At 38.1% G+C, this 22037-nt stretch carries 20 protein-coding genes; 10 read left to right on the forward strand and 10 right to left on the reverse strand.

All coding sequences use genetic code 11. The annotated features are described in order from the left end of the window. Nucleotides 1–23 precede the first annotated feature (23 nt). The 7 genes from ABFX33_RS16190 to ABFX33_RS16220 all read left to right on the forward strand — a co-directional run bounded on the left by ABFX33_RS16190 (nucleotide 24) and on the right by ABFX33_RS16220 (nucleotide 5961). Entirely contained in the window at nucleotides 24–446 is a 423-nt protein-coding gene (locus ABFX33_RS16190) for a MarR family winged helix-turn-helix transcriptional regulator (RefSeq protein WP_120257462.1), read from the forward strand. Nucleotides 447–605: 159 nt separating this feature from the next. Continuing rightward, nucleotides 606–1700 (forward strand): DNA alkylation repair protein, encoded by a 1095-nt coding sequence (locus ABFX33_RS16195; RefSeq protein ID WP_346086866.1) that lies wholly within the window; start codon nucleotides 606–608, stop codon nucleotides 1698–1700. A 141-nt stretch (nucleotides 1701–1841) separates the two neighbouring features. Further along, nucleotides 1842–2822, forward strand: coding sequence for a M20/M25/M40 family metallo-hydrolase (locus ABFX33_RS16200; protein ID WP_346086867.1), 981 nt, complete (start codon nucleotides 1842–1844; stop codon nucleotides 2820–2822). A gap of 27 nt (nucleotides 2823–2849) precedes the next feature. Beyond that, nucleotides 2850–3392: a M20/M25/M40 family metallo-hydrolase gene (locus ABFX33_RS16205; protein ID WP_257097910.1), complete on the forward strand. Its 543-nt coding sequence runs from the start codon at nucleotides 2850–2852 to the stop codon at nucleotides 3390–3392. Nucleotides 3393–3586: 194 nt separating this feature from the next. Then, nucleotides 3587–4480 (forward strand): metallophosphoesterase, encoded by an 894-nt coding sequence (locus ABFX33_RS16210; protein ID WP_346086868.1) that lies wholly within the window; start codon nucleotides 3587–3589, stop codon nucleotides 4478–4480. 209 nt (nucleotides 4481–4689) lie between these two features. Beyond that, nucleotides 4690–5274: a hypothetical protein gene (locus tag ABFX33_RS16215; protein WP_120257458.1), complete on the forward strand. Its 585-nt coding sequence runs from the start codon at nucleotides 4690–4692 to the stop codon at nucleotides 5272–5274. A 135-nt stretch (nucleotides 5275–5409) separates the two neighbouring features. After that, nucleotides 5410–5961, forward strand: a complete 552-nt coding sequence (locus ABFX33_RS16220) for a dihydrofolate reductase family protein (protein ID WP_120259186.1) — start codon at nucleotides 5410–5412, stop codon at nucleotides 5959–5961. 50 nt (nucleotides 5962–6011) lie between these two features. On the opposite strand, the gene eptA is transcribed toward ABFX33_RS16220, so the two are convergent. From eptA to ABFX33_RS16250, 6 genes are all read right to left on the reverse strand, one after another. Beyond that, on the reverse strand, nucleotides 6012–7538 hold the full coding sequence (gene eptA / locus ABFX33_RS16225) for a phosphoethanolamine--lipid A transferase EptA (protein WP_346086869.1): 1527 nt from the start codon (nucleotides 7536–7538) through the stop codon (nucleotides 6012–6014). A gap of 237 nt (nucleotides 7539–7775) precedes the next feature. Continuing rightward, nucleotides 7776–8360, reverse strand: a complete 585-nt coding sequence (locus ABFX33_RS16230) for a hypothetical protein (protein WP_120257456.1) — start codon at nucleotides 8358–8360, stop codon at nucleotides 7776–7778. A 687-nt stretch (nucleotides 8361–9047) separates the two neighbouring features. Next, nucleotides 9048–10319 (reverse strand): glucose-1-phosphate adenylyltransferase, encoded by a 1272-nt coding sequence (locus ABFX33_RS16235; protein WP_346086870.1) that lies wholly within the window; start codon nucleotides 10317–10319, stop codon nucleotides 9048–9050. Nucleotides 10320–10644: 325 nt separating this feature from the next. Then, the gene (locus ABFX33_RS16240; protein WP_346086871.1) at nucleotides 10645–11829 is read right to left on the reverse strand and encodes a metallophosphoesterase; all 1185 of its coding nucleotides are present in this window, start codon (nucleotides 11827–11829) and stop codon (nucleotides 10645–10647) included. A gap of 172 nt (nucleotides 11830–12001) precedes the next feature. After that, nucleotides 12002–12652 carry a TetR/AcrR family transcriptional regulator gene (locus ABFX33_RS16245; RefSeq protein ID WP_120257453.1) on the reverse strand — a complete coding sequence of 217 codons (651 nt, stop codon included), beginning with the start codon at nucleotides 12650–12652 and terminating at the stop codon, nucleotides 12002–12004. Nucleotides 12653–12737: 85 nt separating this feature from the next. Next, on the reverse strand, nucleotides 12738–14012 hold the full coding sequence (locus ABFX33_RS16250) for an aminotransferase class I/II-fold pyridoxal phosphate-dependent enzyme (RefSeq protein ID WP_346086872.1): 1275 nt from the start codon (nucleotides 14010–14012) through the stop codon (nucleotides 12738–12740). A gap of 985 nt (nucleotides 14013–14997) precedes the next feature. Here ABFX33_RS16250 and ABFX33_RS16255 point away from each other — a divergent pair. Then, complete coding sequence (locus ABFX33_RS16255; RefSeq protein ID WP_346086873.1) at nucleotides 14998–15408, forward strand: DUF6157 family protein; 411 nt, start codon at nucleotides 14998–15000, stop codon at nucleotides 15406–15408. Between the two features lie 87 nt (nucleotides 15409–15495). Here ABFX33_RS16255 and ABFX33_RS16260 read toward each other — a convergent pair whose 3' ends face one another. From ABFX33_RS16260 to ABFX33_RS16275, 4 genes are all read right to left on the reverse strand, one after another. Then, complete coding sequence (locus ABFX33_RS16260; RefSeq protein WP_346086874.1) at nucleotides 15496–16146, reverse strand: DedA family protein; 651 nt, start codon at nucleotides 16144–16146, stop codon at nucleotides 15496–15498. Nucleotides 16147–16454: 308 nt separating this feature from the next. Beyond that, on the reverse strand, nucleotides 16455–17609 hold the full coding sequence (locus ABFX33_RS16265) for a redoxin domain-containing protein (protein ID WP_346086875.1): 1155 nt from the start codon (nucleotides 17607–17609) through the stop codon (nucleotides 16455–16457). 71 nt (nucleotides 17610–17680) lie between these two features. Then, nucleotides 17681–18343: a hypothetical protein gene (locus ABFX33_RS16270; RefSeq protein ID WP_346086876.1), complete on the reverse strand. Its 663-nt coding sequence runs from the start codon at nucleotides 18341–18343 to the stop codon at nucleotides 17681–17683. 42 nt (nucleotides 18344–18385) lie between these two features. Next, on the reverse strand, nucleotides 18386–20827 hold the full coding sequence (locus ABFX33_RS16275) for an ABC transporter permease (protein ID WP_346086877.1): 2442 nt from the start codon (nucleotides 20825–20827) through the stop codon (nucleotides 18386–18388). Between the two features lie 138 nt (nucleotides 20828–20965). Here ABFX33_RS16275 and ABFX33_RS16280 point away from each other — a divergent pair, with 138 nt between their 5' ends. Next, complete coding sequence (locus ABFX33_RS16280) at nucleotides 20966–21418, forward strand: DinB family protein (protein WP_257090902.1); 453 nt, start codon at nucleotides 20966–20968, stop codon at nucleotides 21416–21418. Between the two features lie 46 nt (nucleotides 21419–21464). Then, nucleotides 21465–21932: an OsmC family protein gene (locus tag ABFX33_RS16285; protein WP_346086878.1), complete on the forward strand. Its 468-nt coding sequence runs from the start codon at nucleotides 21465–21467 to the stop codon at nucleotides 21930–21932. Nucleotides 21933–22037 lie beyond the last annotated feature (105 nt).

Raw genomic sequence — 22037 nt, forward strand, 5'->3', positions numbered from 1 at the left:
AAAGTTAACTAAACTATTGTTTTATGAATAAGAGCGAAACTGATTTTTATCAGGTCTTTACCGACCTACAGTGTTTTATACTAGCCAATATGAACCGAGGAAATATACATGGGGTGACGGCTACACATTACAATATCATGGAATATATTTATAGAGGTCATCAGGTTACCGGTAAACAGATTGCTGAAGCCTTCCAGATCAGCCAGGCGGCTATTTCCAAGCAGCTTAAATTTTTGACCGAAAACAGGCTTATCAAGCAACAGCAATCGACAAGAGATCGTAGATTTTTTGATCTGTCCCTGACTGATGAAGGTCGATATATCATTGATAACTCGGAAAACTTTAGGGAAAGTATTGCAAAAAAAGCCTCACGCTCCTTGACAAAGGATGAATTAAAGACACTTACTGTACTTCTTCATAAGCTTATGCAACAGGTAAAAGATTAATACTGTTTATTTGTGATTCAACATATTTGGCTAGTGACAAACAGTTGTCAGTTCCATCATCTAGTTTTGTCTCTAACGAACAACTTGGCACGATAGAATTTTGGTCAATTTGTGGCCACATCTTGTTTTAAATATATATTTGAACTATATACAATATTTATGAGTCTTATCAAAGATATCTATTCGCTCAATTTCTATCAACACATTGCAGATCAGTTTAGTCAGGTAAATCCCGATTTCAATAAAGAGCAATTTATTACGAGAATCTTTAGCCCTGATTTCAACACTATGGAATGGAAGCAAAGGATCAAACATACCACACAAACCTTGCACGAATTTATGCCATCCAATTTTCCCGAAGCAATCGCCTTAATCACCCAAGTTGTTGAGAATTTAATTGCGGCAGGGTATCCCGGTGGACTTGAATATGTTATATTCCCCGACTACATCGAAACTTATGGTGTTGAGCATTTTGAAACCGCCGTGCAATCCCTTGAAATAATTACACAGTTCATCACTTGTGAATTTGCTGTTCGCCCTTTTATTATCAAATATAAAGGGCAGATGATCAGCATAATGGAACAATGGGCACGAAGCCCGAATGCACAAGTTCGCCGTTTGGCAAGCGAAGGTATTCGTCCACGGCTACCATGGGCTATGGCTATCCCCTTTCTGAAGAAAGATCCGAGCCCTATTTTGCCTATTTTGGATTTACTAAAAAATGATGTGTCGGAAACTGTAAGAAGAAGTGTCGCCAACAATTTAAACGATATCTCCAAAGATCACCCCGATATTTTGCTGGCCATTGCGAAAAATTGGAAAGGGATCAGTAAAAATACGGATGGAATCATTAAACATGGCTGCCGCACACTACTTAAACAGGGGCATCCAGAGATTTTACACTACTATGGTTTGGATGGAACAGATTTTGAGGTTTCCGATCTACACATTGCGACACCGTATGTAAAAGTTGGTGAATATGTCTTTTTTTCATTCCAGATCGAAAATACACATGCGCAATCCAAACCACTCCGATTGGAGTATGGATTATATTATCAAAAATCAAATGGTTTAATGTCCCGTAAAGTCTTTAAAATTAGCGAGAAGATCTATCTATCCGCTGAAAAAAACCGGATTGAACGCAGGCAATCATTTAAAGTAATCACCACCAGAAAATTCTATATCGGTAAACATAAAATTTCCATTATTGTCAATGGCAGGGAAACATCGGAAATGGAATTTGACTTGATTTGATAATTTTTAAATAACATTTGCGACGCTTGATTCTGGCTCCAAGTCTCAAGCTAAAACAAAGTGGGCAGTATGATGTTTTTATCCGTAGGTCTCTATTTGAGATGGTATTGATATAAACGTTCCACCACAAACAACGCTGTTATGAAGAAGCTACTTTTGGTACTATTGCTATTGCTGATTGTGATTTTTATTGGTTTAGTGATCAACACATTGCTCTTCCCTTTTGCCAAGATAAAAAAATCCGATGCACAAGCATTTCAGCCCATAAGCAATGATAGCATCTTATCCCGATTAGCGGGGGGAATTAAGATACCATCCGTTTCCAATGGGGATCCTAATTTATTTGTATACGCCCCTTTTGATACTTTTAAACAGTATATCGCAGCAAGTTATCCGCTTATTCACCAACAACTGGAGATCTATACCGTGCATTCCTATGGTTTAGTTTTTAAACTTAAAGGTAGCAATAGCAATTTATTGCCACTCCTATTTTTGTCCCATTATGATGTTGTTCCTCCGGGTTCAGCTGAAATTAAAAACAAATCCGAACATGTTTTCCGTCCTTCAGACAAACCACTCCCTCCAGTTTCCACAATAGCAGAAGATTGGAATTATGCCCCTTTTTCGGGTGCAGTAGCCGATGGACGGATTTACGGGCGCGGAACATTGGATATGAAAGGAATGCTCTTTTCATTACTCGAAGCCATGCAGAAAATACTGCTTGATAAGGAAAGACCTGAACGTGATATCTACCTGGCATTTGGCTTTGATGAGGAAGTAGGTGGCGAACTTGGGGCAAGCAAAATTGCTGCAGATTTCAAGCGTAAGGGACTTCGATTTGAAGCTGTCTACGATGAAGGTGGACTCATTCTCGAGAAAGGATCTGTTAAAGGAATACATTCGGATGTCGCATTAATTGGCTGTGCCGAAAAGGGGTTTCTGTCTTTAAAGGTCAAAGTTAAAGGCTTAGGAGGACATTCTTCAATGCCACCGTCTGAAACGGCCATGGGCAAAGCTGCGGTGATCATGCAGCGGCTCGAAGAGCAGCAGATGAAACCGATGATCAGTCCACTTATTCAGCGTTTTTTCCAACAGATAGGCGGTTCAATGCCTTTTGTTTAGCTCTTTGCAATAGCAAATAGATGGTTGATGGAACCTATGCTACTTGCCCAGTTGACCAAAAATCATTCGACCAACGCCTTGGTACGCAGCACGACAGCACTGACGATGATGAAAGGTAGCGATGCCCCCAACGTGCTGTCTCCAGAAGTCGAATTTGTTGTCAATTTTAGACTATTGCCTGAAAATACAATTCAGGAAGTCCAAGCACACGTTAAGAAAGCAACAGCGGGTTTTGATGTCGAAATAGAACAGGTTGATAATGCCCGGGAGGCCTCCAATGTATCTCCTAGTGATACAAAAGCCTATCAGATGATGGAAGCCTCCATCCGAAAGTTATACCCAGATCTTATTGTCACACCATACCTGACCGTTGGCGGTACAGATGCCGTCAAATACCAAGAACTCAGCAAGAATATCTACCGATTTATGCCAATCAAAATCAATCATTCCGAACAGCAGAGCATGCACAGTACCAATGAATATATCAGTATCGAAAACTATATGAAAATGATTGCGTATTTCTATTATATCATGCGAAATTATGACGAACAAATACCAGCATCTAAATAACATATATCCGGTGTAGCATTTTGGTTTTCTGAATTTTATGCAATCGATTGCTATTAATTTCAGCTTTTAAACGTCAAAAAATCATGTATGTTTGTATGGACCAGCGATTGAGCTAATAGAACCAAAATTAAAATCGGTAGCCTCGTCGGTTTGTTTTCGAGCCCGGTGGCATTCAAAATCTAAAATTACCCAGAATGAAAATTAAAATTATAGTTTTCTCCCTTTTATTTGTCCTCTTACATGGTAAGAGCATTAGCCAACAAAAGAACACTCCATTGAAAATAGGTTTAATTGCAGACCCACAATATGCTGATCAGGACACCAAAGGAAGTCGATTTTACCGCAATTCACTTTCCAAATTAGATTCAGCAACGACAGCAATAAATGCAGCTGGCGTGGATTTTACGGTGATGGTAGGAGATTTAGTCGATGTAGGTGCAAAAGATTTGACTCCAGCCTTGCAGCATCTGGACAAACTCAAGGCACCAGTTTACAATTTACTGGGTAACCATGATTATGTCGATGTGAAAAACGGTGCCACACTCTACAAGGCCTATCGCATGTCCGCCCCCTACTATACCGTAGAAAAAGGTCATTGGTTATTTATTCTCCTCAACACCAATGAACTCAGCGAATACGCAACATCAGCAACATCAGCGGAGCGCGCTGCTTGGCAAGCATTAAATAACCAGCTAAAATTCGAGGCACGGAAAAATACACAGCCATGGAATGGTGGCATCAGCAGACAACAACTTGCATGGATGGAAAAACAGCTAAAAAAAGCAGAAAAAGAGGCTAAGAATGTGATCATCTTTTCTCATCATCCCTTATTTCCAGAAAACGGACTTGAAACACTCAACAATAGGGATATATTGGCAGCAATCGAAAAATATCCTCGTGTGAAAGCTGTTATCTCAGGGCATCATCATCCCGGTAACTTCGCTAACTATAAAGGGATTCCCATGATTACACTTGAGGGGATGATCGAAACCAGCAATGAAAATGCTTATGGGGTTTTGGAACTATTCCCCAACCGAATAAACCTGAAAGGTCAGGGTCGTATGACCTCCAGAAAATTTGATTTTTAATAGCAGAACCTGCGTTTGGCTACTGTTCGATCTCAGGTTCTGCATTCCAAAAAACGATACATTTCTCCTTTGAAGACTTAACTTGTTACCTAAGCGTTAGCGTACTGTTAAATTAGATTCGATTCAAATTGCAATTAGATGCCTGTAAAGCGGTTGAAAGCAAAGTTTTAAAATTATCTTTAAAGTGCTAAATATAACGAGCAACGGATATGGAAAAAATAAGGACTTTTCAGCAATATGAGCTAAATAAAATCAGGAAAAATGTCAAAGATAGCGGACTGCAATTCGAAAAGTTTGGTAGATCTTCAAATATAATGGATTATTCCGATAGAGAAATCAACGAGATGATCCTAGGTATCTATAAAGATAGTAAACATCTATTGGTCGATGGAGATTATTTTATTGATGTCTCAACGGTTCAGAAGGCAACCTGCATTTTAACCGATATATCCTATTCCCGGAGAATCAAGCTGGATAAAAGCTCCCCGATCAAATTGAAAAATATAAGAAATTTTTATATTCAGGATTATTTCCTGGAAACAAGTGAAGAGTTTTCAAATTCCTCTAAACACAAAATAACTGGCTACCTAAAAAAAATAGGCGGTATCAGTCTTGGCAAAGGAAAATATAGTCATGCTTACTCTATTCCAAACGATTTCAAAACCTTCTATAAAGGCATTCCGATAGACCTTTTTTACCCAATCCAACATTATATCAATGGATTATTTTTTGGAGATGATTACCATGTGTCAACTTTCGAAGTAATCAGTAACTTAACTATTATAGACGAATAGCCCCCCAATTTCTCATAAAGAGCCTGTCTATCTCAATCTTCAGTAATGAGTTTAGTAGCTCCTATTATTTTCTCTCTAAGGTCAACCGTCCCTTACTTTTTCGTAAATTCAATGCATAGAAATATTATGCGCGCTATGAGAAAAGTAATTGCAGCGATTAATATGAGCCTAGACGGCTTTTGTGATCATACTTTAATGCTTCCAGATGATGAAATTCATCAGCATTATACAGACTTATTGCGTGAGTCTGATACAATATTATATGGTAGAATAACTTATCAGCTTATGGAATATTGGCGGGCCTTCTTGACAACCTCCAGTGGTAATAAATCCTCAGACGAATTTGCGCATGTCATGAACACGATACCAAAAGTCGTCTTTTCGCAAACACTAAAAAATCTGGATTGGGACAGTGCAAGGCTGGCAAACCGAACTATCGTTGACGAACTTCAGGCACTTAAACAGTTACCGGGCAAAGATATTTTGATAGGTAGTCCTAGTCTAATTGTCGCATTAACAAACAGCGACCTTATAGACGAGTATCAAATTTGTATTCATCCCGTTATTGCTGGAAATGGCTTACCATTGTTCAACAACATAAACAGAAAAATACAGCTGACATACCTAAAGACAAAAACCTTTGCTGGCGGTGCTACAATTCTATATTACAAACCCGCTCACCAATAAACAACCGTATACAGCTCCTCTCGTAAACGATTCCCATTGGTTTCTGTATACTATTTAAAGATGTCCATACTTTCATCATAAATAGGACTCTGTATATTTAAGAAGTTCAGAACACTGTGAAATACATGGTTCTGGGTCAATATTTTATTGGGTTTTAGCTCTTTCGCTGGATCAGAAACCCAAACGATAAAAGGAATATCATATTGCTCTTTAGGTGCGATACTCATTGGTAGTCCATGCATATATAAATTGTTTTCACCTAAAGATTCACCATGATCAGATACAAAAAGCATCGCACTTTGGTATTGCTTCAATTCTTTTAAATCTTCTATCAAGCGGTTTAAAATATAATCTGTATACACAATTGTATTGTCATAAGCGTTGACAAGTTCCTCCTTAGAACATTTCCCCAGCTCTACACTATTACAAACAGGCTTAAACATTTCAAATTGCGCCGGATATTTTTTGCTATAAGTCGGTCCATGGCTAGTACTTGTGTGTAACACAATAAATATTTTATCCTTTTTACTGGCTAGTATCTGCTCTTTTAATCCCGCCAGAAGAGCCTCATCATAGCTACAGCCCTCCCCTTGGCAATTCGATGTTAGCTGTTCTGTTTTTTTGTAATCCTTGATGTGGACCGGAGGTTCGCCCCAGTTGGAAGTTCTCCAGACAACATCAACATCATTCCTGAACAGATAATTTGGTAATATTTCATATAAATCCCCGCTATTTTTATGTTCCAAAATACATTTCACACCCGCGGTTGTATAAGTGGAACAGGAGGTCGCTTCAAAATGATGTAGATTCGGGATCTTGGATAGTAAGGGATTTGTATTTTTCTTATAACCGTATAACGAAAAATTCTGACTTCTTGCAGATTCACCTATTACCAAAACAACAACGGCCTTTTTGTTATCCATTATTTTGGCATCAGGAAGTAAGATTTCCTTTTTATTTTCCTGCTGCTGATGAATATAAAAACGTGTGAAGTTTACCGTATAAGACCAAGGCATCGCTAGCCCGCCTAAAGTCTTTGAATTTTTATCGATCCATAACCAATTACTCGCATTCGCAAAAATCAGTATGATTATAAACAATAGGCTGAGCGCAGAAGTAATAAGAAAACGCTTTAATTTCACATTCTCTATTTTCACTTTCGCAATATATATACTAGGCAGGATACCCAATAAAACGACATATAAAATTAGTTTAATCGAGAAAAAACTACTCGACTCCGAGTAATTGGTATTGAGGATATTCCCCACCATCGTTTCATCTATGATGACACTATAGGTATTGATAAAGTAAACCGCGATAGAACTGCCGATGAAAAAGAAGATCAGCAAGATTTTGCCAACTAGACGTGATAGAAAAAATATTAAATAGAGTACAAAGGCGTTTAAGACCAACATTAAGATCACTAAGCTTAGGACCAGAACAATGCCATTCAGGCTTTTATAATCAATATTTTTAAAAACAAAGGAAAAGAAAGGGAGATGGAAAAATAAAAAATTAAGAACACTCATCAATAACACGAATTGAGTTATCTTTAGATAATTTTTTAGCTTAAACATTGTAGTTTTATAAAGTGAAATAACTATGCCAGCCAACGAAAAAGCAAGAAAAACATCCAATTTCCGTCAACTATTCTGCTGATTAATATCGTGCCGAAAATAAGAAATAATAAAATAAAAAACGGATAATTTTTCCTGCTATTAATCTATTTCAAGTTTCATGATTCACAGAAAAACAAAGAGCCCCAACCTATTCCTTGGATTACGGAATAAGCTAGGGCGCTCTTTGTTTTATTTTTATAAACTAAAACTGTTCAAAAAATTTTCAAGTTCTTCTATCGGAACCTGGTTTGCCGAAGCAACAACAGCATAACGATTGCCCTCTAAGTATTGTATACTCGTCAAGCCATCATTTTCGAACATACTCCAGTCAAATGAGACTAACCAGCCCTTATAATTTTTAACTGCTGACTTGTCTTCCGGTGTATAAATGTCTTTCAGTTCTAAATAATTCAATAAATTAGCTTTCACCTGCTCCGATCCAGGTCCCGCACCATCTGTTATCATGAGATAAATATTCCCCCCATCCTTTGCATAGTTGGCCGAGGCAAAGGAGCCCGTTTCTTGGTCTTCAAATGCCTGAGCTTCGGTCAGTTTAAAACCGTTGATCTCTTTTTTAAACTTTGCTTCGAAATCGGCCTTAGGAATAGGTTTAAGCTTCTTCAATTCCTTCACCAGATTCTCGACTTTTGTCGAATCAGAATTAACCCGCACGTTTCCAAAAGAATGAACAGCTTGTTGATTGCCAGAAGCAGTATTATGACGCGCCATAAGCGCTAATCCGACACTTAATGTTGCCATCCCTAAATAAAAAGATTTCATATTGATATAAATATTTTAAATGTCAGACCGAACAAAAAACGCACCAATTCATGCCTTGTAAATAGTCTTTGGCAATTATTTGAACAACATTTTATACAATCCAATTAGTATAAATAACTTATGAATCTCAACTCTTGTCCGAGCGAATTCCTTTTTTAATTCGGACCATCTTATCTTATCTTATCTTATCTTATCTTATCTTATCTTATCGCATGACTGAAATTTTAGAATTATCGTCACAGGATACTTTGACAATAGCATTTTCCGCAGTGATGCTTATAGAGATTTTACAACTATATTGATTATTAAGAAATAATAAGGGAGTAAAATGCGTATTTTTTGAAAGCTACCGTCTAGCCTAAATAGATTTTAAATATTTCGCACAAAACCAATAAAACCAATCGGTTGTAGATTTAAAACTACAGTTTCAACGAGCAGGATTGAGGTTACTATAATGGGCATGACTTTTGCGAAATTAAATTTATAAGTAATAAATAAAAAAAATCATGAGAAGAACCCCTTATACTACAACAGTCATCGTTTTATTGATACTATGTGTGATCGTATTGATGACAACTTGCGCTAGAATTGTATAAATGTTAGTGCAAATTCGGATCAGGCAAACAATTCAATAAAAGACCAGGCGCATACAGTCCTAGTCCTTTACTACTTTATGTCTGAAAATAGCTAGCAGCCTATACTTACACCATTCGAGATTACGGCATTTTTCTTTACAACAACGATGCCATCGCAGATTGCATGTGTCTGAAAATCGCCATCCTCCAGATGTGGTCCTCCTTTTATTCTGACATCATTTCCTATCCTGCAATTTTTATCCAAAATAGCATTTTCAATATAACAACGCTCCCCCACACCAACAGGTGGCGGTTTTTGGGTATTCCCCAATTCAATGACTTCCTCAAGTTGTTCGTAATGATCTGATCCCATCATGTAGGTTGATTTAATTACTGTCCCCTCACCAATACGGGAACGTATACCGATCACAGAACGTTCGAGCTTATCTGCATTGAGGATACAGCCATCAGCAATAACCGTATTATTGAGTGTTGTTCCCGAAACCTTAGACGGAGGTAACATACGCGCTCTCGTAAATACAGTTTCATCGAACAAATTAAAATCAGGAACATCTGCAGTCAATCCAATATTGGCATCGAAAAATGATTTTATCGTTCCAATATCTGTCCAATAGCCATCGAACTGGTAACTCAGTACTTTGTACTTGTTGATCGCATCTGGTAGTATTTCCTTCCCAAAGTCCATACCTGGATTGGCAAGCAGTAAATTGAGCAAAACACCTTTTGAAAAAACATAAATCCCCATCGATGCCAGATAATTCCGCCCACATTTGGCCATCTCACTGGAGACTTCTGAAGACCAATTCAAGACCTCCTCTTTATTGGGTTTTTCGGTGAACGCTGTAATTACATTTGCCTCATTGGCTTTGAGAATGCCAAACCCAGTCGCATCGGCTACATTGACAGGAATGGTTGCAATTGTGATGTGCCCGCCGTTCTGCACATGAAAGTCTACCAAAGCAGAATAGTCCATTTGATAGAGCTGGTCGCCCGATAAAACCAATACATAATCGTAGTCAACATTCAATAGGTGCTTATGTGTACGTCTCACGGCATCAGCTGTTCCCTGAAACCATCGATCTCCCTCGTTCGTTTGTTCAGCAGCCAAAATGTCAACAAAACCTTTACTGAAAATGCTGAAATTATAAGCGTTTTTGATGTGCGTATTCAAAGAAGCTGAATTGAACTGTGTTAAAACGAATATCTTATTATATCCAGAATTTAAACAATTCGAAATAGGAATATCGACCAATCGATATTTCCCAGCAATAGGAACAGCCGGCTTAGAGCGCTGTTGTGTCAATGGATAAAGTCGAGCCCCTCTACCCCCTCCCAAAATAAGGGAAACTACTTTGTGTGCCATACCTCAAATTAAATAATTGGTTTATAAATCTAATTAACTATCGAACGCATCCATCCCTGGATCTATATGACAATCCGCTTGTTCATTTTTACCTATAGTATGTCAAGCAATGGATATTCTTCTTTTGTTTAATTTGATGCAATTGGTTAATACTAATAGCACTAGCTTACCATCTTTTTTAGACCAAGCTACGCTAACTAAATATAATAAAATTAATCTTCGAAACAAAAAAATATTGCCCAACCTGATCTATTTATATCGTTAAAAATAGATATGAAAAATAAGCCTGACATCCGAACGGTATCATCCTGGCGCCATCCAAAGATTATGAAATAGATTTTTTCAACGTGATGACGGTAATCTCCGGCCATATACCTATCCTACCCTTGAGTCCATGATAGCCAAAGCCACGGTTGACATACAAGTATTTCCCTTTTTTTTGATATAATCCAGCCCACTGTTCATAGAAATATTTTATCGGGCTCCATTTAAATCCGAACAGCTCTATACCAAATTGCATCCCGTGCGTATGCCCGGCCAATGTAAGATGTACATGTTTTTCATGATCTAAAGTGACATGATCCCAATGAGAAGGATCGTGCGACATCAATATGTTAAAAGAGTCCGTCGCCAGATCCGACGTCGCTTTGCTCAGGTCTCCATATTGATGAAAACCACCCTTTCCCCAGTTTTCCACCCCGATCAATGCGATGCTAGCCCCATTCTTTTGAATGGCAATAGATTCATTCATCAACAGCTTAAATCCCATTTCCCGATGAATCTCCTTCAACCTAATAAGATTAGATGCCTTTAATTCAGCACTATCCCAGTGCGTATAATCTCCATAATCGTGATTTCCGAGTACAGAAAATTTACCAAACGGGGCCTTTAGCGAAGTGAAATCTGAAATCCAGGATTCCATCTCAGCCGCTTTGTTATTGACAAGGTCTCCGGTAAACAGCAGAAGATCACTATCCTGCGCATTCGCCAGTGCGATACCCTTTCGGACTCCATAAACATCAGATAAGCTTCCGGAATGAATATCCGAAATCTGTGTAATCTTAAATCCATCAAATGCATCTGGCAGATCCGGAAAGCTTAGGACTTCCTCCCTTACCCGATATAAATGCCGCCCTCTGGTGAGGCCAAAAACAATAATTAAAACAATCAGTAAAGCCAGTGCAAGCACAAATTCACTTATATAAATACTTCGTGGGGGAAATCCCTGTAATAGCCGTACCAAATCCTCAGCCAATAAGATTGGAAAGGCCGGCAATTTTGGGATAAATACAATTAAAAAAGAAGTGACCAGACCTGCCGCCAGTCGCTGAATATCTTTACCCTGTTGCCGGAGAAAAATCAGGGTAAACACCCCAATAAGCAACAATACATCTAAATACCAATAAATCTTATGTAAAAATGGAGTATGGATAATGGTCGTAAATGCTTGAAAGAAATAAGCATCAGCAATCACAAACAACATTAATATGAGCAATAATCTCTTCGCCATGTTTCGAATCGTTTAAATCTAAACAGGCGAATGATATGCCAAAAAATGGTGATGACCAATTGGACGATCCTTTAAATAGAATATTGATACCTGTATGACAATATCAGTGTTAATCAGCTGATTTCCTTTGTTATAATTGACAGATTGGCATAGTGCGCCATCAATCCTTTCGTCAAACTTCGACCGGTTTTTTTTCGTTCTCTCCATAAGCCCAGGAGAGTATTGTTCTGACCGCATTGCGGATTCTGTCTAAACCATCCGCGTTAAGCTCAATTTCACAAAAAGTACTTTCCGTATTTATTGAGTGTAACACCAAGTAATAGATCCCCGCAGTCAAAATACTACTTATAGCCCGCAAATCAACATCTTTACCTTCCATTTCCTTATCGGCAAAGGCAAAAAACAAAGCACTCATCTTCTCCCGCTCCCTCGTGATTTGCGACATAATCTCAGACTTTTCACTGATCTGCCAAAGAACTGCTTTTTGCATTTCGGTATTCTCCAGAAAGCTATCCATTTGATTCAGTAACAACGATTCAAGAAAGCCCTTTGACCCCTCGGTTGGAGCAGTACCAAAATATTCAACAGCACCCAGCGTAGCAGACACCCAGTAGTCCTTACTCCTGATGTATGTTTCAACTAAATTGTCAACGGAGCCAAAATAAAGTGAAATGAGCTTCCTGTCAACACCTGCCGTTTTAGAAATATTGGCAATTGTTAAGCCCGTATACCCTTTATCGCGAAGAACCTTACCAACAGACAAAACAAGTTTGTTCATGGTGCGTTCTTTATCATTCTTTTCTCCCTTATAAGTTTTACGCATGTGTTATTGATATGCTATTGATCTGAATGCCTAAAAATAAGGATTCAGATCAATATAATAAATAATTAAATATTATAAGATTAATTTATCTTGATTTTTTCAAACTTACAACCTTACTGATATCTTCCAATGTATTTAAGACCTTATCCAAATGTTCCTTTGTATGTGTGGCCATCAGGCTTGTGCGGATACGGGCATCTTTTTTCGCCACTCCGGGATAGACAATGCAATTTGCATAAACACCGTTTTGCAATAACATGCGCGAGATCTGAGCGGTTCGAATTGGATCACCGATCTTTATCGGAATAATTGGGGACGAGGATGTGCCAATATCAACACCCAGAGATAGCAATCCCGCCTTAAAATAAGTCACATTATCACTGAGCCTTGTTCGCCAATAAGGCTCTTCATCAATTAAATCAATAGCTTTCAATAAACCGAAACTTGCGGGGGTCGATGTAGAGGAAAATACCTGCTGCCTCGATTGATAACGAAGGTAATTAATGATTTCTGGCGACGAAACTATAAAACCTCCAATATGACCAAACGCTTTGCTCAAAGTACCAGCTATAATATCTACTTTATCCAGAAGATTATAGGCTTCAATGGCCCCCCTTCCATTCTCGCCCATTACACCTATTCCATGCGCATCATCCACCATTAAATAGGCACCATACTTCCTGGTTAACGTATAAATTTCATCCATTGTCGCTAAATCTCCATTTTGGGAATATACTCCATCAATGATAACCAACTTGGTTCTGAACTTATTTTCTGCGTCTGCCAATGCCCTTTCAAGGTGAATCATACTGTTATGTGGAAAGCGTTTCACATTGGTATTTAATAAGCCCTCATAAACACTTGCATGTACTTCCATATCGACAATAGCACAATCCTCCTGTTTCAACAAACTTAATAAAGTAGAACTGTTTGCTGTATATCCGGTGGTAAAAACGATACTCGATCCCTCTGGTCGGTTGAAAAATTTACAAATCTTCTCCTCCAACGCAACATGATATTCATGGTGCCCCCCTATTAAAGGTGAGGCTCCAGCCCCTGTGCCATATTTCTCTATTCCAGCTATGGCCGCTGCTTTTACTTTTGGATGTTGGGAAAAATTAAGATAATCATTTGACACAAGACTTATGCATTCGGTTGGTTGCTCTAAAAATGGTGAACTTACGATAGCAGTAGGCCCACATCCCTGTGTTACAAATCTAAAGTTAAGATGTTGATTTTCTTTCATGTAATTGATATAGGAATGGAAATACTTTGCAGTATCCATCATATCAAAACCAGCAATATTCTCAAATTCTTTGAAACTTGCTGTCGCAAAATCAATGTGTTCGTTAATTTCCATAGATATTTTTTTAGGTATTCATAATAATACCATAAATATAAAGTAAAAAACAGACCGCTCATCTGAACAGTAAACCATTTGCAAGAAATTTTTGATGAAATATTTAAAACGCCCCAAAAAGACCGATCTATAAAAACCGGCTTGCAGCGTAAGTAACAGCATGAAGAATAGCTGAGACACTCCATGAAGATATAAAACAGTTTATAACATTATCCCTACGAGACTGCTATAGAAAACAACAGGGGTAGCCCCTACAGCTACCACTGTTAAATTATACACCTACCTACAGTATACATATCATAATTACATTTCTATATGGAAATATGCCCATACAAAACTTTACTCGGATCAAGCATTAAAGCTGAACAAGTAAGAAAGTCTCAATGATGTACAAATATAAACAAATAAATTTTCCCTTGTATGTCAAAATTAAAAAAAATAATAAAAACACCTATTATAGTCCTTCTAAGCCAATTTTCATACAAAAAAAAATAACGGGTTTGACCTTTGTAACTATAGCTACTATTTTTTTTCATTCCCATAAGAAAATAACACAGCGAGCATATACTCGAACAATAAATTTTCTCAAAACAAGGAATATTATAAATTATTGTTATAAATTTGAACAGCAAAAGGAGTTAAAATAACCAAATGTTACTTTATGCTATATTAGCTCAGGAATAAGCAAATGGAATAATCATAGGTGCCCTATACCACACTAAAAGAAAAATGGCTAATAATCTGTTGATTAGTAGCCACTTATGATAGGTATACTGTAGGGTGCTGCGTAATAATTTCTGTAAAGCTAAGAAAAATACTGCAAAACATTTCTTTTTCGTAAAAAAAAATGTTTAAAACACAGATGAAATTAGTAATAATACAGATAATAATTTCCTTAAAAACTTTTGACAAATCCATAGGAATACCTATTTTGCTCCCATCTTATTTCTTGAATTATTGTGACAATACGCCTAAAAAATAACACATGAAATTTCATTCCACCAACTATATTGACACATTTATTGAAGTCGCTGAGGATACACAAGTGTCCAAAGGAACAGTTCCGCCTATAAGAAATAAAAAGACAATAGCCGAAATGCAATATGAGCTAATCACACAATTTCCATACCGATATACTTCCGATGAATTGCTTTTTCAGATCTATGCAGACCGTAACGCGCTTAATGAATCGGATTATAAAGAGGTCAGGAATATATTCTTTTCCAAAGGACATGACTGTCTACGTGCATCCCCGCTGACAAAAACCTATGGTTTTGGCATCCATAGTAATCACGAGAGCAAAATAGCAGGCTATGGGATGGAAACTAAAGAGTACCGCAATTTTATCAATGACACCACCATAAAAAAAGTGAAGGCAATGAAATCAAACAAATAGTGGATCAAACCCCACAAAGTGGACCAACATCTTAATTGTTGTCACATCATTTAGTCTTCCTATTGATTTCAGTAGATGATCAATGTTTTATTGGACAATCTTTGCTTTATCTTTCGAAGTAAATGCTTTTATAATGACTGGTGCCGTTGCAATCAAAACGATTACAATAATAACAAGCTCCAGATTCTCCTTCACCCATATGTTTTCACCTAACAAATAACCAAGGGTAACCAAGCTCCCCGCCCAGACAACTGCACCAATCACATTGTACAATACAAATTTTCTGAACTCCATCCCAACAATACCAGCAACAATTGGTGCAAAAGTCCGAACAATAGGAAGAAACCTTGCAAGCACAATAGCAGCTCCGCCCCTTTTTTCGTAAAACTCTTGTGCTTTGAAGATATAGCTCTTTTTGAAAAACCAACTGTCATCCATGCTCATGATTTTTTTCCCAAAGACCTTCCCACACCAATATCCAACAAAATTACCCAAAATTGCAGCCAACGATACAAGCACGATCCAATAAAGTAAGGTAGGAACCTGCTCGGAAGGTGAAATACTCATGTTGGAAACAATCATTCCAGCAATGAATAGAATAGGATCTCCGGGAAGGAAAAAGCCAATGAGTATACCTGTCTCAGCAAAAATAATAAACAACAGCAGATATAAACCTCCATGAGACACGATCCAGTCTGGATTGGTGAGGTTATTTAGAAATTCAAAAAAAACATCCATCAAATAAGTCGAATAATATCTAAAACAAAAATAATCGTCCGCTCTTTCACCGACGACCTGACGCGCTTATTCTACCAGCTGTATCAAAATAAGATACAATTGAAAAAATAAATTTTTAAAGCATCCAGCCCTCAGTTAAACCTGCTTACAGCCCGAATATCTTATAGCCATGTGATCTCTAATTAAAGGCGCAAGATAGAAAATCGCTTGCAATTGTAGGCAATTTTTCATACTTATTTTTGGAACAAAATGTCATGTTTTATAAAAGTCAAATTCACAGGGATGTTTTGGATAGGAAGATAGCTATCTTACGGAGTCGGCAGGTCTGCAAAGATCCTTTTCAACATATTTTGTAAATCCTCAGCCCTTAGGTTACGAGCGATTATTTTACCTTCCGGATCGAGCAGAAAATTGGCAGGAATACCATTGATTCCATAAATTTTTGCGGCATAGCTGTCCCAGCCTTTTAGATCAGAAACCTGAGTCCATAATAGGCTATCTCCTTTTATGGCATCGACCCAGGCATCTTTCCGTGCCGCATCGTCCAGGGAGATTCCCAATATTTCAAATCCTTTATCATGATATTTTTGATATGCTTTTACGAGGTTGGGATTTTCCGCACGACAAGGACCACACCAGCTCGCCCAAAAATCTAAGAGTAAATACTTTCCCGAAAAATCCGAAATCCTGATGGCTTTCCCCTCCGGGTTTTTAAGCGTTAGATCCGGTGCCTGCTGGCCGACTTTCGTCTTGGACTGGGCTTCCAACTGCAACGGAATTACCTTGCCTAATGGACTTTCTTTTAGTCTACCCGAAAGACCATCAAACGCTGACTTGGCCGATGTATAAAATTTCTCCTGACCTGCAACAAAACTTAAACCAATTACGCTGAGGTATGAATCGGGATGGCTCTTAGCGAAATCCAGATAGGCACTGTAATTTTCATCCATAAGATTCATTTCCCGAGCGACAAACTGAGCAAATATCACAGAATCTTTCTGTTGTTCTGGTGGAAGTTTGGCAAATTCCTTATTTAATGCGTCAAATTTATTGTCAACAGTTTTTTTCATCTCTAGGAGTTCCGCATTTTCCGCATTGAGCTTGGAACCATTCAATACAATATTTTTGAGTGAATCCTTCGCATTCATCCCCATCTGAGCAGCTTCCAAATAAAAGCGGAAGTAATCCAGCTTTTCATTCGGCTGTAGCTTGTTCACATAGGGGTTTTTATGGAGATAAAGCGCGGAATAAACCGGATACGTGAGCTGCCCCTTAAAGGTAAAGCGCCCCCCTTTCGTTTCTGTGGAATCCACAAACGAGACACCATCACTGTTATAAACCAGAAAAAGCCTACTGCCATCTTTCAACTGATCTACTTTACCTGTAATGACGTAATTATTCTGGGCAAAGGTCAAAATAGGAAATAGCAAAAATATCGATAAACACAATAAAAAAGTTCTCATCAAGCTTGCCTTTAGATCTATTAATCAATTAATTACTAAAAATAACAAATTTTTTTCGATCAAACGAACATTTAAATATCCTGGGATATGCGTGTATTGGAAAATAACTTTTTCACGACGGCAATCAATTGCTCAACCTGTCTCATATCCCCCCCAATTGGAACAGCTATATACGAATCTTTTAAGCCATACAATGCCGGATCTTTTATCTTCAGCAACATTTTGCATGTACTCTTTCCAAGATGGCGTTTAAAATTAATTTCCTGAATATCATTGATAAAGACAAACTGATAATCACTCATGTATATCCCGTTGGGAGCTAACTTAATGATTCCTTTCTGGTTAAATGGAGCGAGGAGAAAATTCCCACCAAGAAATAAGACGAGAACACCAAAAATTGATTTCTCGTAAAACATACCAATTGCCGAAAAGCAAATAATTGATCCAAAGATCATCATCGCTAATACGCTTGTACTTACAGTATATGTCTCTTTATAATTTATTGTGGCTTTACTCAACGAGCGTTGATGAAAAGCTTTGTACTTTCGTACAAACTGCCCTTTTTTTGCATCTTTCTTCCATTCCAGAAAATAATATAAATTGATCAGTGCCAGGCCAACGGCACAAAAGCTCAATCCTGTCGCCTTCATATCGAATGGATAATATAACAAAAGACTGGTTACTACGTACAGTACATTGTAACCTATGATCCTATAAACTTTTTTACTATCCATTCCCTATTTATCAATTATCTGTAAAGATAATCATTCCAACTATCATTCATCCCTTAAACAATCCACAGGATTAGCCATTGAAGCACGTATGGATTGATAACCCACCGTTAATATTGTAATTCCGATCGCCAAAATTCCTGTTGCTGCAAAAAGCTCCCAGCCCATGTTAATTCGATAAGCATATTCCTGAATGTAACTATCCATCGCCCAATACGCAATTGGAAATGCAATCAAACAGGCGACACTAACCAATAGCACGAATTCACTCGATAGCATCCGGACAACAGAAAAGATAGAGGCACCATGAATTTTGCGGATACTAATTTCTTTTGTTCTACTTTCAGCCATATAAGCCGCCAATCCAAACAGACCAAGACAAGAAATGAAAATGGTAAGCGCTGCAAAGATACTGGCTAATTTCCCTGTTCGCTGTACCTCCTGAAATTTCCGGGCATATTCAGTATCTAAAAAATGATATTCAAAGGGATAATTGGGATTATATTCTTTGAATATTTTCTCCGTCCTATTCAATGCTTCTGCAGTTGCTAATTTTGGATTGAATTTAATATGAACAACGCCTAAAGGTGCAGCAGCACCTTCTATTACTGTTGGTGTAACTGGATTAAATGGAGATTCCTGAATAAAGTCTTTGACAACACCGATAATAATAAATTTTTCATCACCATCCATGATATAGCTGCCAATAGGCTGATCAAGTTTCATGACCTTGGCTGCTGTTTCATTGATAATCGCAGCCATCGAATCCGTGGGAAAACGTTTTAAATCAAAATCACGTCCTTTAAGTAGTTTTAGCCCAGTGGTCTCGATCAATCTATCATCTGCCGACTGCCGATTAAACGGGATAATGCTATTTGGATCTTTCCCCTCCCAGGATGCCCCACTCCATCCACTCCACCTTTCAGTCATTGGTGACATCGTCCGGGTGACAGCAGTCGCTATTCCCTGATCGAGTAATGCTTGCCGGATCAATGCGATATTTTGTGTTATGGTTCCCACCTCAGCGACATAGACCAAATTCTCTTTTTCAAAACCTACATCACGCTGCTGAGCATGCTGAATCTGTTTTCGGATAACAAGCGTACTAACGATCATAACAACAGCAATGACAAATTGAGTGACGACAAGAAGCTTACGTGGATTTATTTTTTGCCGGATATAAACAAACCTTCCTTTCAGTACCCGAACTGGATGAAAAGAAGACAGAAAAAATGCAGGATAGCTACCCGCCAATAAGCCGGTTAAAAGAATAAAAGCAAGGATAGTTATAAAGAAATAAGCTCGATCAATCGGAAGCGCCAATTTACGCCCTATTAAATCACTAAACTCCGGCAATAGCAGAATTACGATAATGATAGCAATAAGTGTTGACACCAATGCCAGTGCAATAGATTCTGTTAAAAACTGTCCGATCAGCGATCTCCTTTGTGCACCGACAACTTTTCGGACCCCAACCTCTTTAGCTCTTTTTTCGCTCTGCGCAGTACTTAGATTCACAAAGTTGATACAAGCAATCAAAAGAATAAATACCGCTATACAGATAAATATTCTTACCATGTCTATTCTTCCACCGACAACAACCCCATTTTTGTAGTTGTTGTAAAGGTAACTTTCGCCGATAGGTTTGAGAAAATTATCGTTCTTAACATCCGCATGTGCTTTCGAAATATGTTGCAGTTTCTGCTGGACAGCTGTCGTGTTCGTATTTGGAAACAGCTCAACAAAGGAATACACCGAACTGTTATACCAATTATTATCTGCAAAACCCATTTTTTCCAAAAATACCCAAGGAAAAAAATATTGAAACTCCGCAAATCGACTATTGCTGGGTATTTCATCCAAAATAGCAGCAACCTGCACAAGTTCAATACTATCAATCTGAATATTTCTGCCAATAATATTGTCTGTTGAGCCAAATAGCGAAAGCGCGAGATCTTTGGTTAAAACAATGTTTGATGGATCATTTAGTGCTTTTTCTATATTCCCTGCCAGTACTGGCAGTTGAAACATATCCATAAAGGTCGAATCCACAAATCCGCCACTCCCGGCAATCATCTTCTTTTCGTTGACTGTAAATAGAAAACCTCTGGTTTTATTTAATCTGCAAGTCTGCTTAACCTCGGGAACAGCTGCTTTAACCGCAGCAGCCAAAGGCTCAGGACTCACAAAATAAACGGATCGTTCGTCATTAGTTTTACCGATAGATCCGATAATATGAAGACGGTCCGTTTTTGGATATCCCCTGTCAAAATGAAGCTGAGAATCTACCCATAACATGATCAACATCGCCGCAGCCAGACCGATCGCTAGACCGATAATGTTGATCGCTGTAAATCCCTTCCTCCTCATCAGACTGCGGAAGGCTATCTTGACATAATTGCTCATCATAATTAAATCCATAATCAATCCGCCTACCAATTTAAGTAAAAAACTAATATACAGCGAATTACGAAATTTAATAATCATGTTACATGTCCGCTTTCGGACGATTATTGTTCGTTTGCGGACAGCCTTCACCTACCGGACAGCAATAAAATTTATGCTTCAACCTACCTTTAAATACTTAACTTACGTATATTTAATACCACAACTAAGTCATTCGAGATGTCAACTCCGCTAGTACAATTATGGTTATATAACGATTGGGCGAATAACATGCTCATCGAGAAAATGAAACAGGAAGCCGAAAAAACGCCTTCCGTGTGTTTACGATTATTCAGTCATATAATGAATGCACAGCTGATATGGTTATATCGACTGAATGGAGAAAAACCTCCAGTAGGTGTTTGGGACGAGCATAGTTTATTAACATGTGAACACTACCATCAACTGGCTTCTTCGGGATTTAAGGAAAAGGTCTACGCTGATGCGACTGAGATTGCAACAATCATATCCTATACCAATACGAAGAATGAACAGTTCCAAAATTCGTTTGGAGACATTCTCTTACATGTATTTAATCATGGTACTTATCACAGAGCACAAATAGCCTCAGAAATGAGAAGAAATGGCCTTGATCCGATCAACACGGATTATATTTCATTTGTTCGGACATAAAGGTGATAACACAAGTAGAAATTAATAAAAAACGCTATTTCATAGAATGAGTTTCAATCATTATTTTAAGGCCAGTTTAACCTGGTTTCAGCAAGAACAATCTACATCCTTACCAAAGGTATATAACAAGAGCCATCGGATTTCCATCCAGGGTAAAGCAGATTTACAGGTCTCTGCGGCAAAAGCCTTCAAAGGGGACCCGACATTATATAACCCCGAAGATCTTTTACTGAGTAGCCTTGTTTCCTGCCATATGATGTCTTATCTATATGTCTGTTCCAAAAATAACATCGAAGTGATTTCGTACACGGACAATGCAGAGGCGATATTAGAAACTAGCCCTGATGCAAGTGGCAGATTTGTGCAGGTTGACCTGTTTCCAGAAGTCGTTATTTCAGATCCTGATAAAATAGCATTGGCGACATCACTACATCAAGAAGCAAATCAACTTTGTTTTATTGCCAATTCCTGTAACTTTCCCGTACGACATCATGCTGTTTGCCGCACTATTTAAGTGCGGCAAACAGGTGGAAGACAACTTATTTTTTCCAGTAGATTTGACACTACAACATGCACAGTGCCTTATCGACCAACTTTCCCAATTAGCCCAATAGTTTAC

This window comes from Sphingobacterium ginsenosidimutans, from assembly GCF_039536865.1.
Lineage (GTDB): Bacteria > Bacteroidota > Bacteroidia > Sphingobacteriales > Sphingobacteriaceae > Sphingobacterium > Sphingobacterium detergens.

Bases quoted from the DNA above. Each gene is read 5' to 3' on its own strand.
- ABFX33_RS16190 (WP_120257462.1), top strand. From the start codon at position 24: ATGAATAAGAGCGAAACTGATTTTTATCAGGTCTTTACCGACCTACAG.
- ABFX33_RS16195 (WP_346086866.1), top strand. From the start codon at position 606: ATGAGTCTTATCAAAGATATCTATTCGCTCAATTTCTATCAACACATT.
- ABFX33_RS16200 (WP_346086867.1), top strand. From the start codon at position 1,842: ATGAAGAAGCTACTTTTGGTACTATTGCTATTGCTGATTGTGATTTTT.
- ABFX33_RS16205 (WP_257097910.1), top strand. From the start codon at position 2,850: ATGGAACCTATGCTACTTGCCCAGTTGACCAAAAATCATTCGACCAAC.
- ABFX33_RS16210 (WP_346086868.1), top strand. From the start codon at position 3,587: ATGAAAATTAAAATTATAGTTTTCTCCCTTTTATTTGTCCTCTTACAT.
- ABFX33_RS16215 (WP_120257458.1), top strand. From the start codon at position 4,690: ATGGAAAAAATAAGGACTTTTCAGCAATATGAGCTAAATAAAATCAGG.
- ABFX33_RS16220 (WP_120259186.1), top strand. From the start codon at position 5,410: ATGAGAAAAGTAATTGCAGCGATTAATATGAGCCTAGACGGCTTTTGT.
- eptA (WP_346086869.1), bottom strand. From the start codon at position 7,538: ATGTTTAAGCTAAAAAATTATCTAAAGATAACTCAATTCGTGTTATTG.
- ABFX33_RS16230 (WP_120257456.1), bottom strand. From the start codon at position 8,360: ATGAAATCTTTTTATTTAGGGATGGCAACATTAAGTGTCGGATTAGCG.
- ABFX33_RS16235 (WP_346086870.1), bottom strand. From the start codon at position 10,319: ATGGCACACAAAGTAGTTTCCCTTATTTTGGGAGGGGGTAGAGGGGCT.
- ABFX33_RS16240 (WP_346086871.1), bottom strand. From the start codon at position 11,829: ATGGCGAAGAGATTATTGCTCATATTAATGTTGTTTGTGATTGCTGAT.
- ABFX33_RS16245 (WP_120257453.1), bottom strand. From the start codon at position 12,652: ATGCGTAAAACTTATAAGGGAGAAAAGAATGATAAAGAACGCACCATG.
- ABFX33_RS16250 (WP_346086872.1), bottom strand. From the start codon at position 14,012: ATGGAAATTAACGAACACATTGATTTTGCGACAGCAAGTTTCAAAGAA.
- ABFX33_RS16255 (WP_346086873.1), top strand. From the start codon at position 14,998: ATGAAATTTCATTCCACCAACTATATTGACACATTTATTGAAGTCGCT.
- ABFX33_RS16260 (WP_346086874.1), bottom strand. From the start codon at position 16,146: ATGGATGTTTTTTTTGAATTTCTAAATAACCTCACCAATCCAGACTGG.
- ABFX33_RS16265 (WP_346086875.1), bottom strand. From the start codon at position 17,609: ATGAGAACTTTTTTATTGTGTTTATCGATATTTTTGCTATTTCCTATT.
- ABFX33_RS16270 (WP_346086876.1), bottom strand. From the start codon at position 18,343: ATGGATAGTAAAAAAGTTTATAGGATCATAGGTTACAATGTACTGTAC.
- ABFX33_RS16275 (WP_346086877.1), bottom strand. From the start codon at position 20,827: ATGATTATTAAATTTCGTAATTCGCTGTATATTAGTTTTTTACTTAAA.
- ABFX33_RS16280 (WP_257090902.1), top strand. From the start codon at position 20,966: ATGTCAACTCCGCTAGTACAATTATGGTTATATAACGATTGGGCGAAT.
- ABFX33_RS16285 (WP_346086878.1), top strand. From the start codon at position 21,465: ATGAGTTTCAATCATTATTTTAAGGCCAGTTTAACCTGGTTTCAGCAA.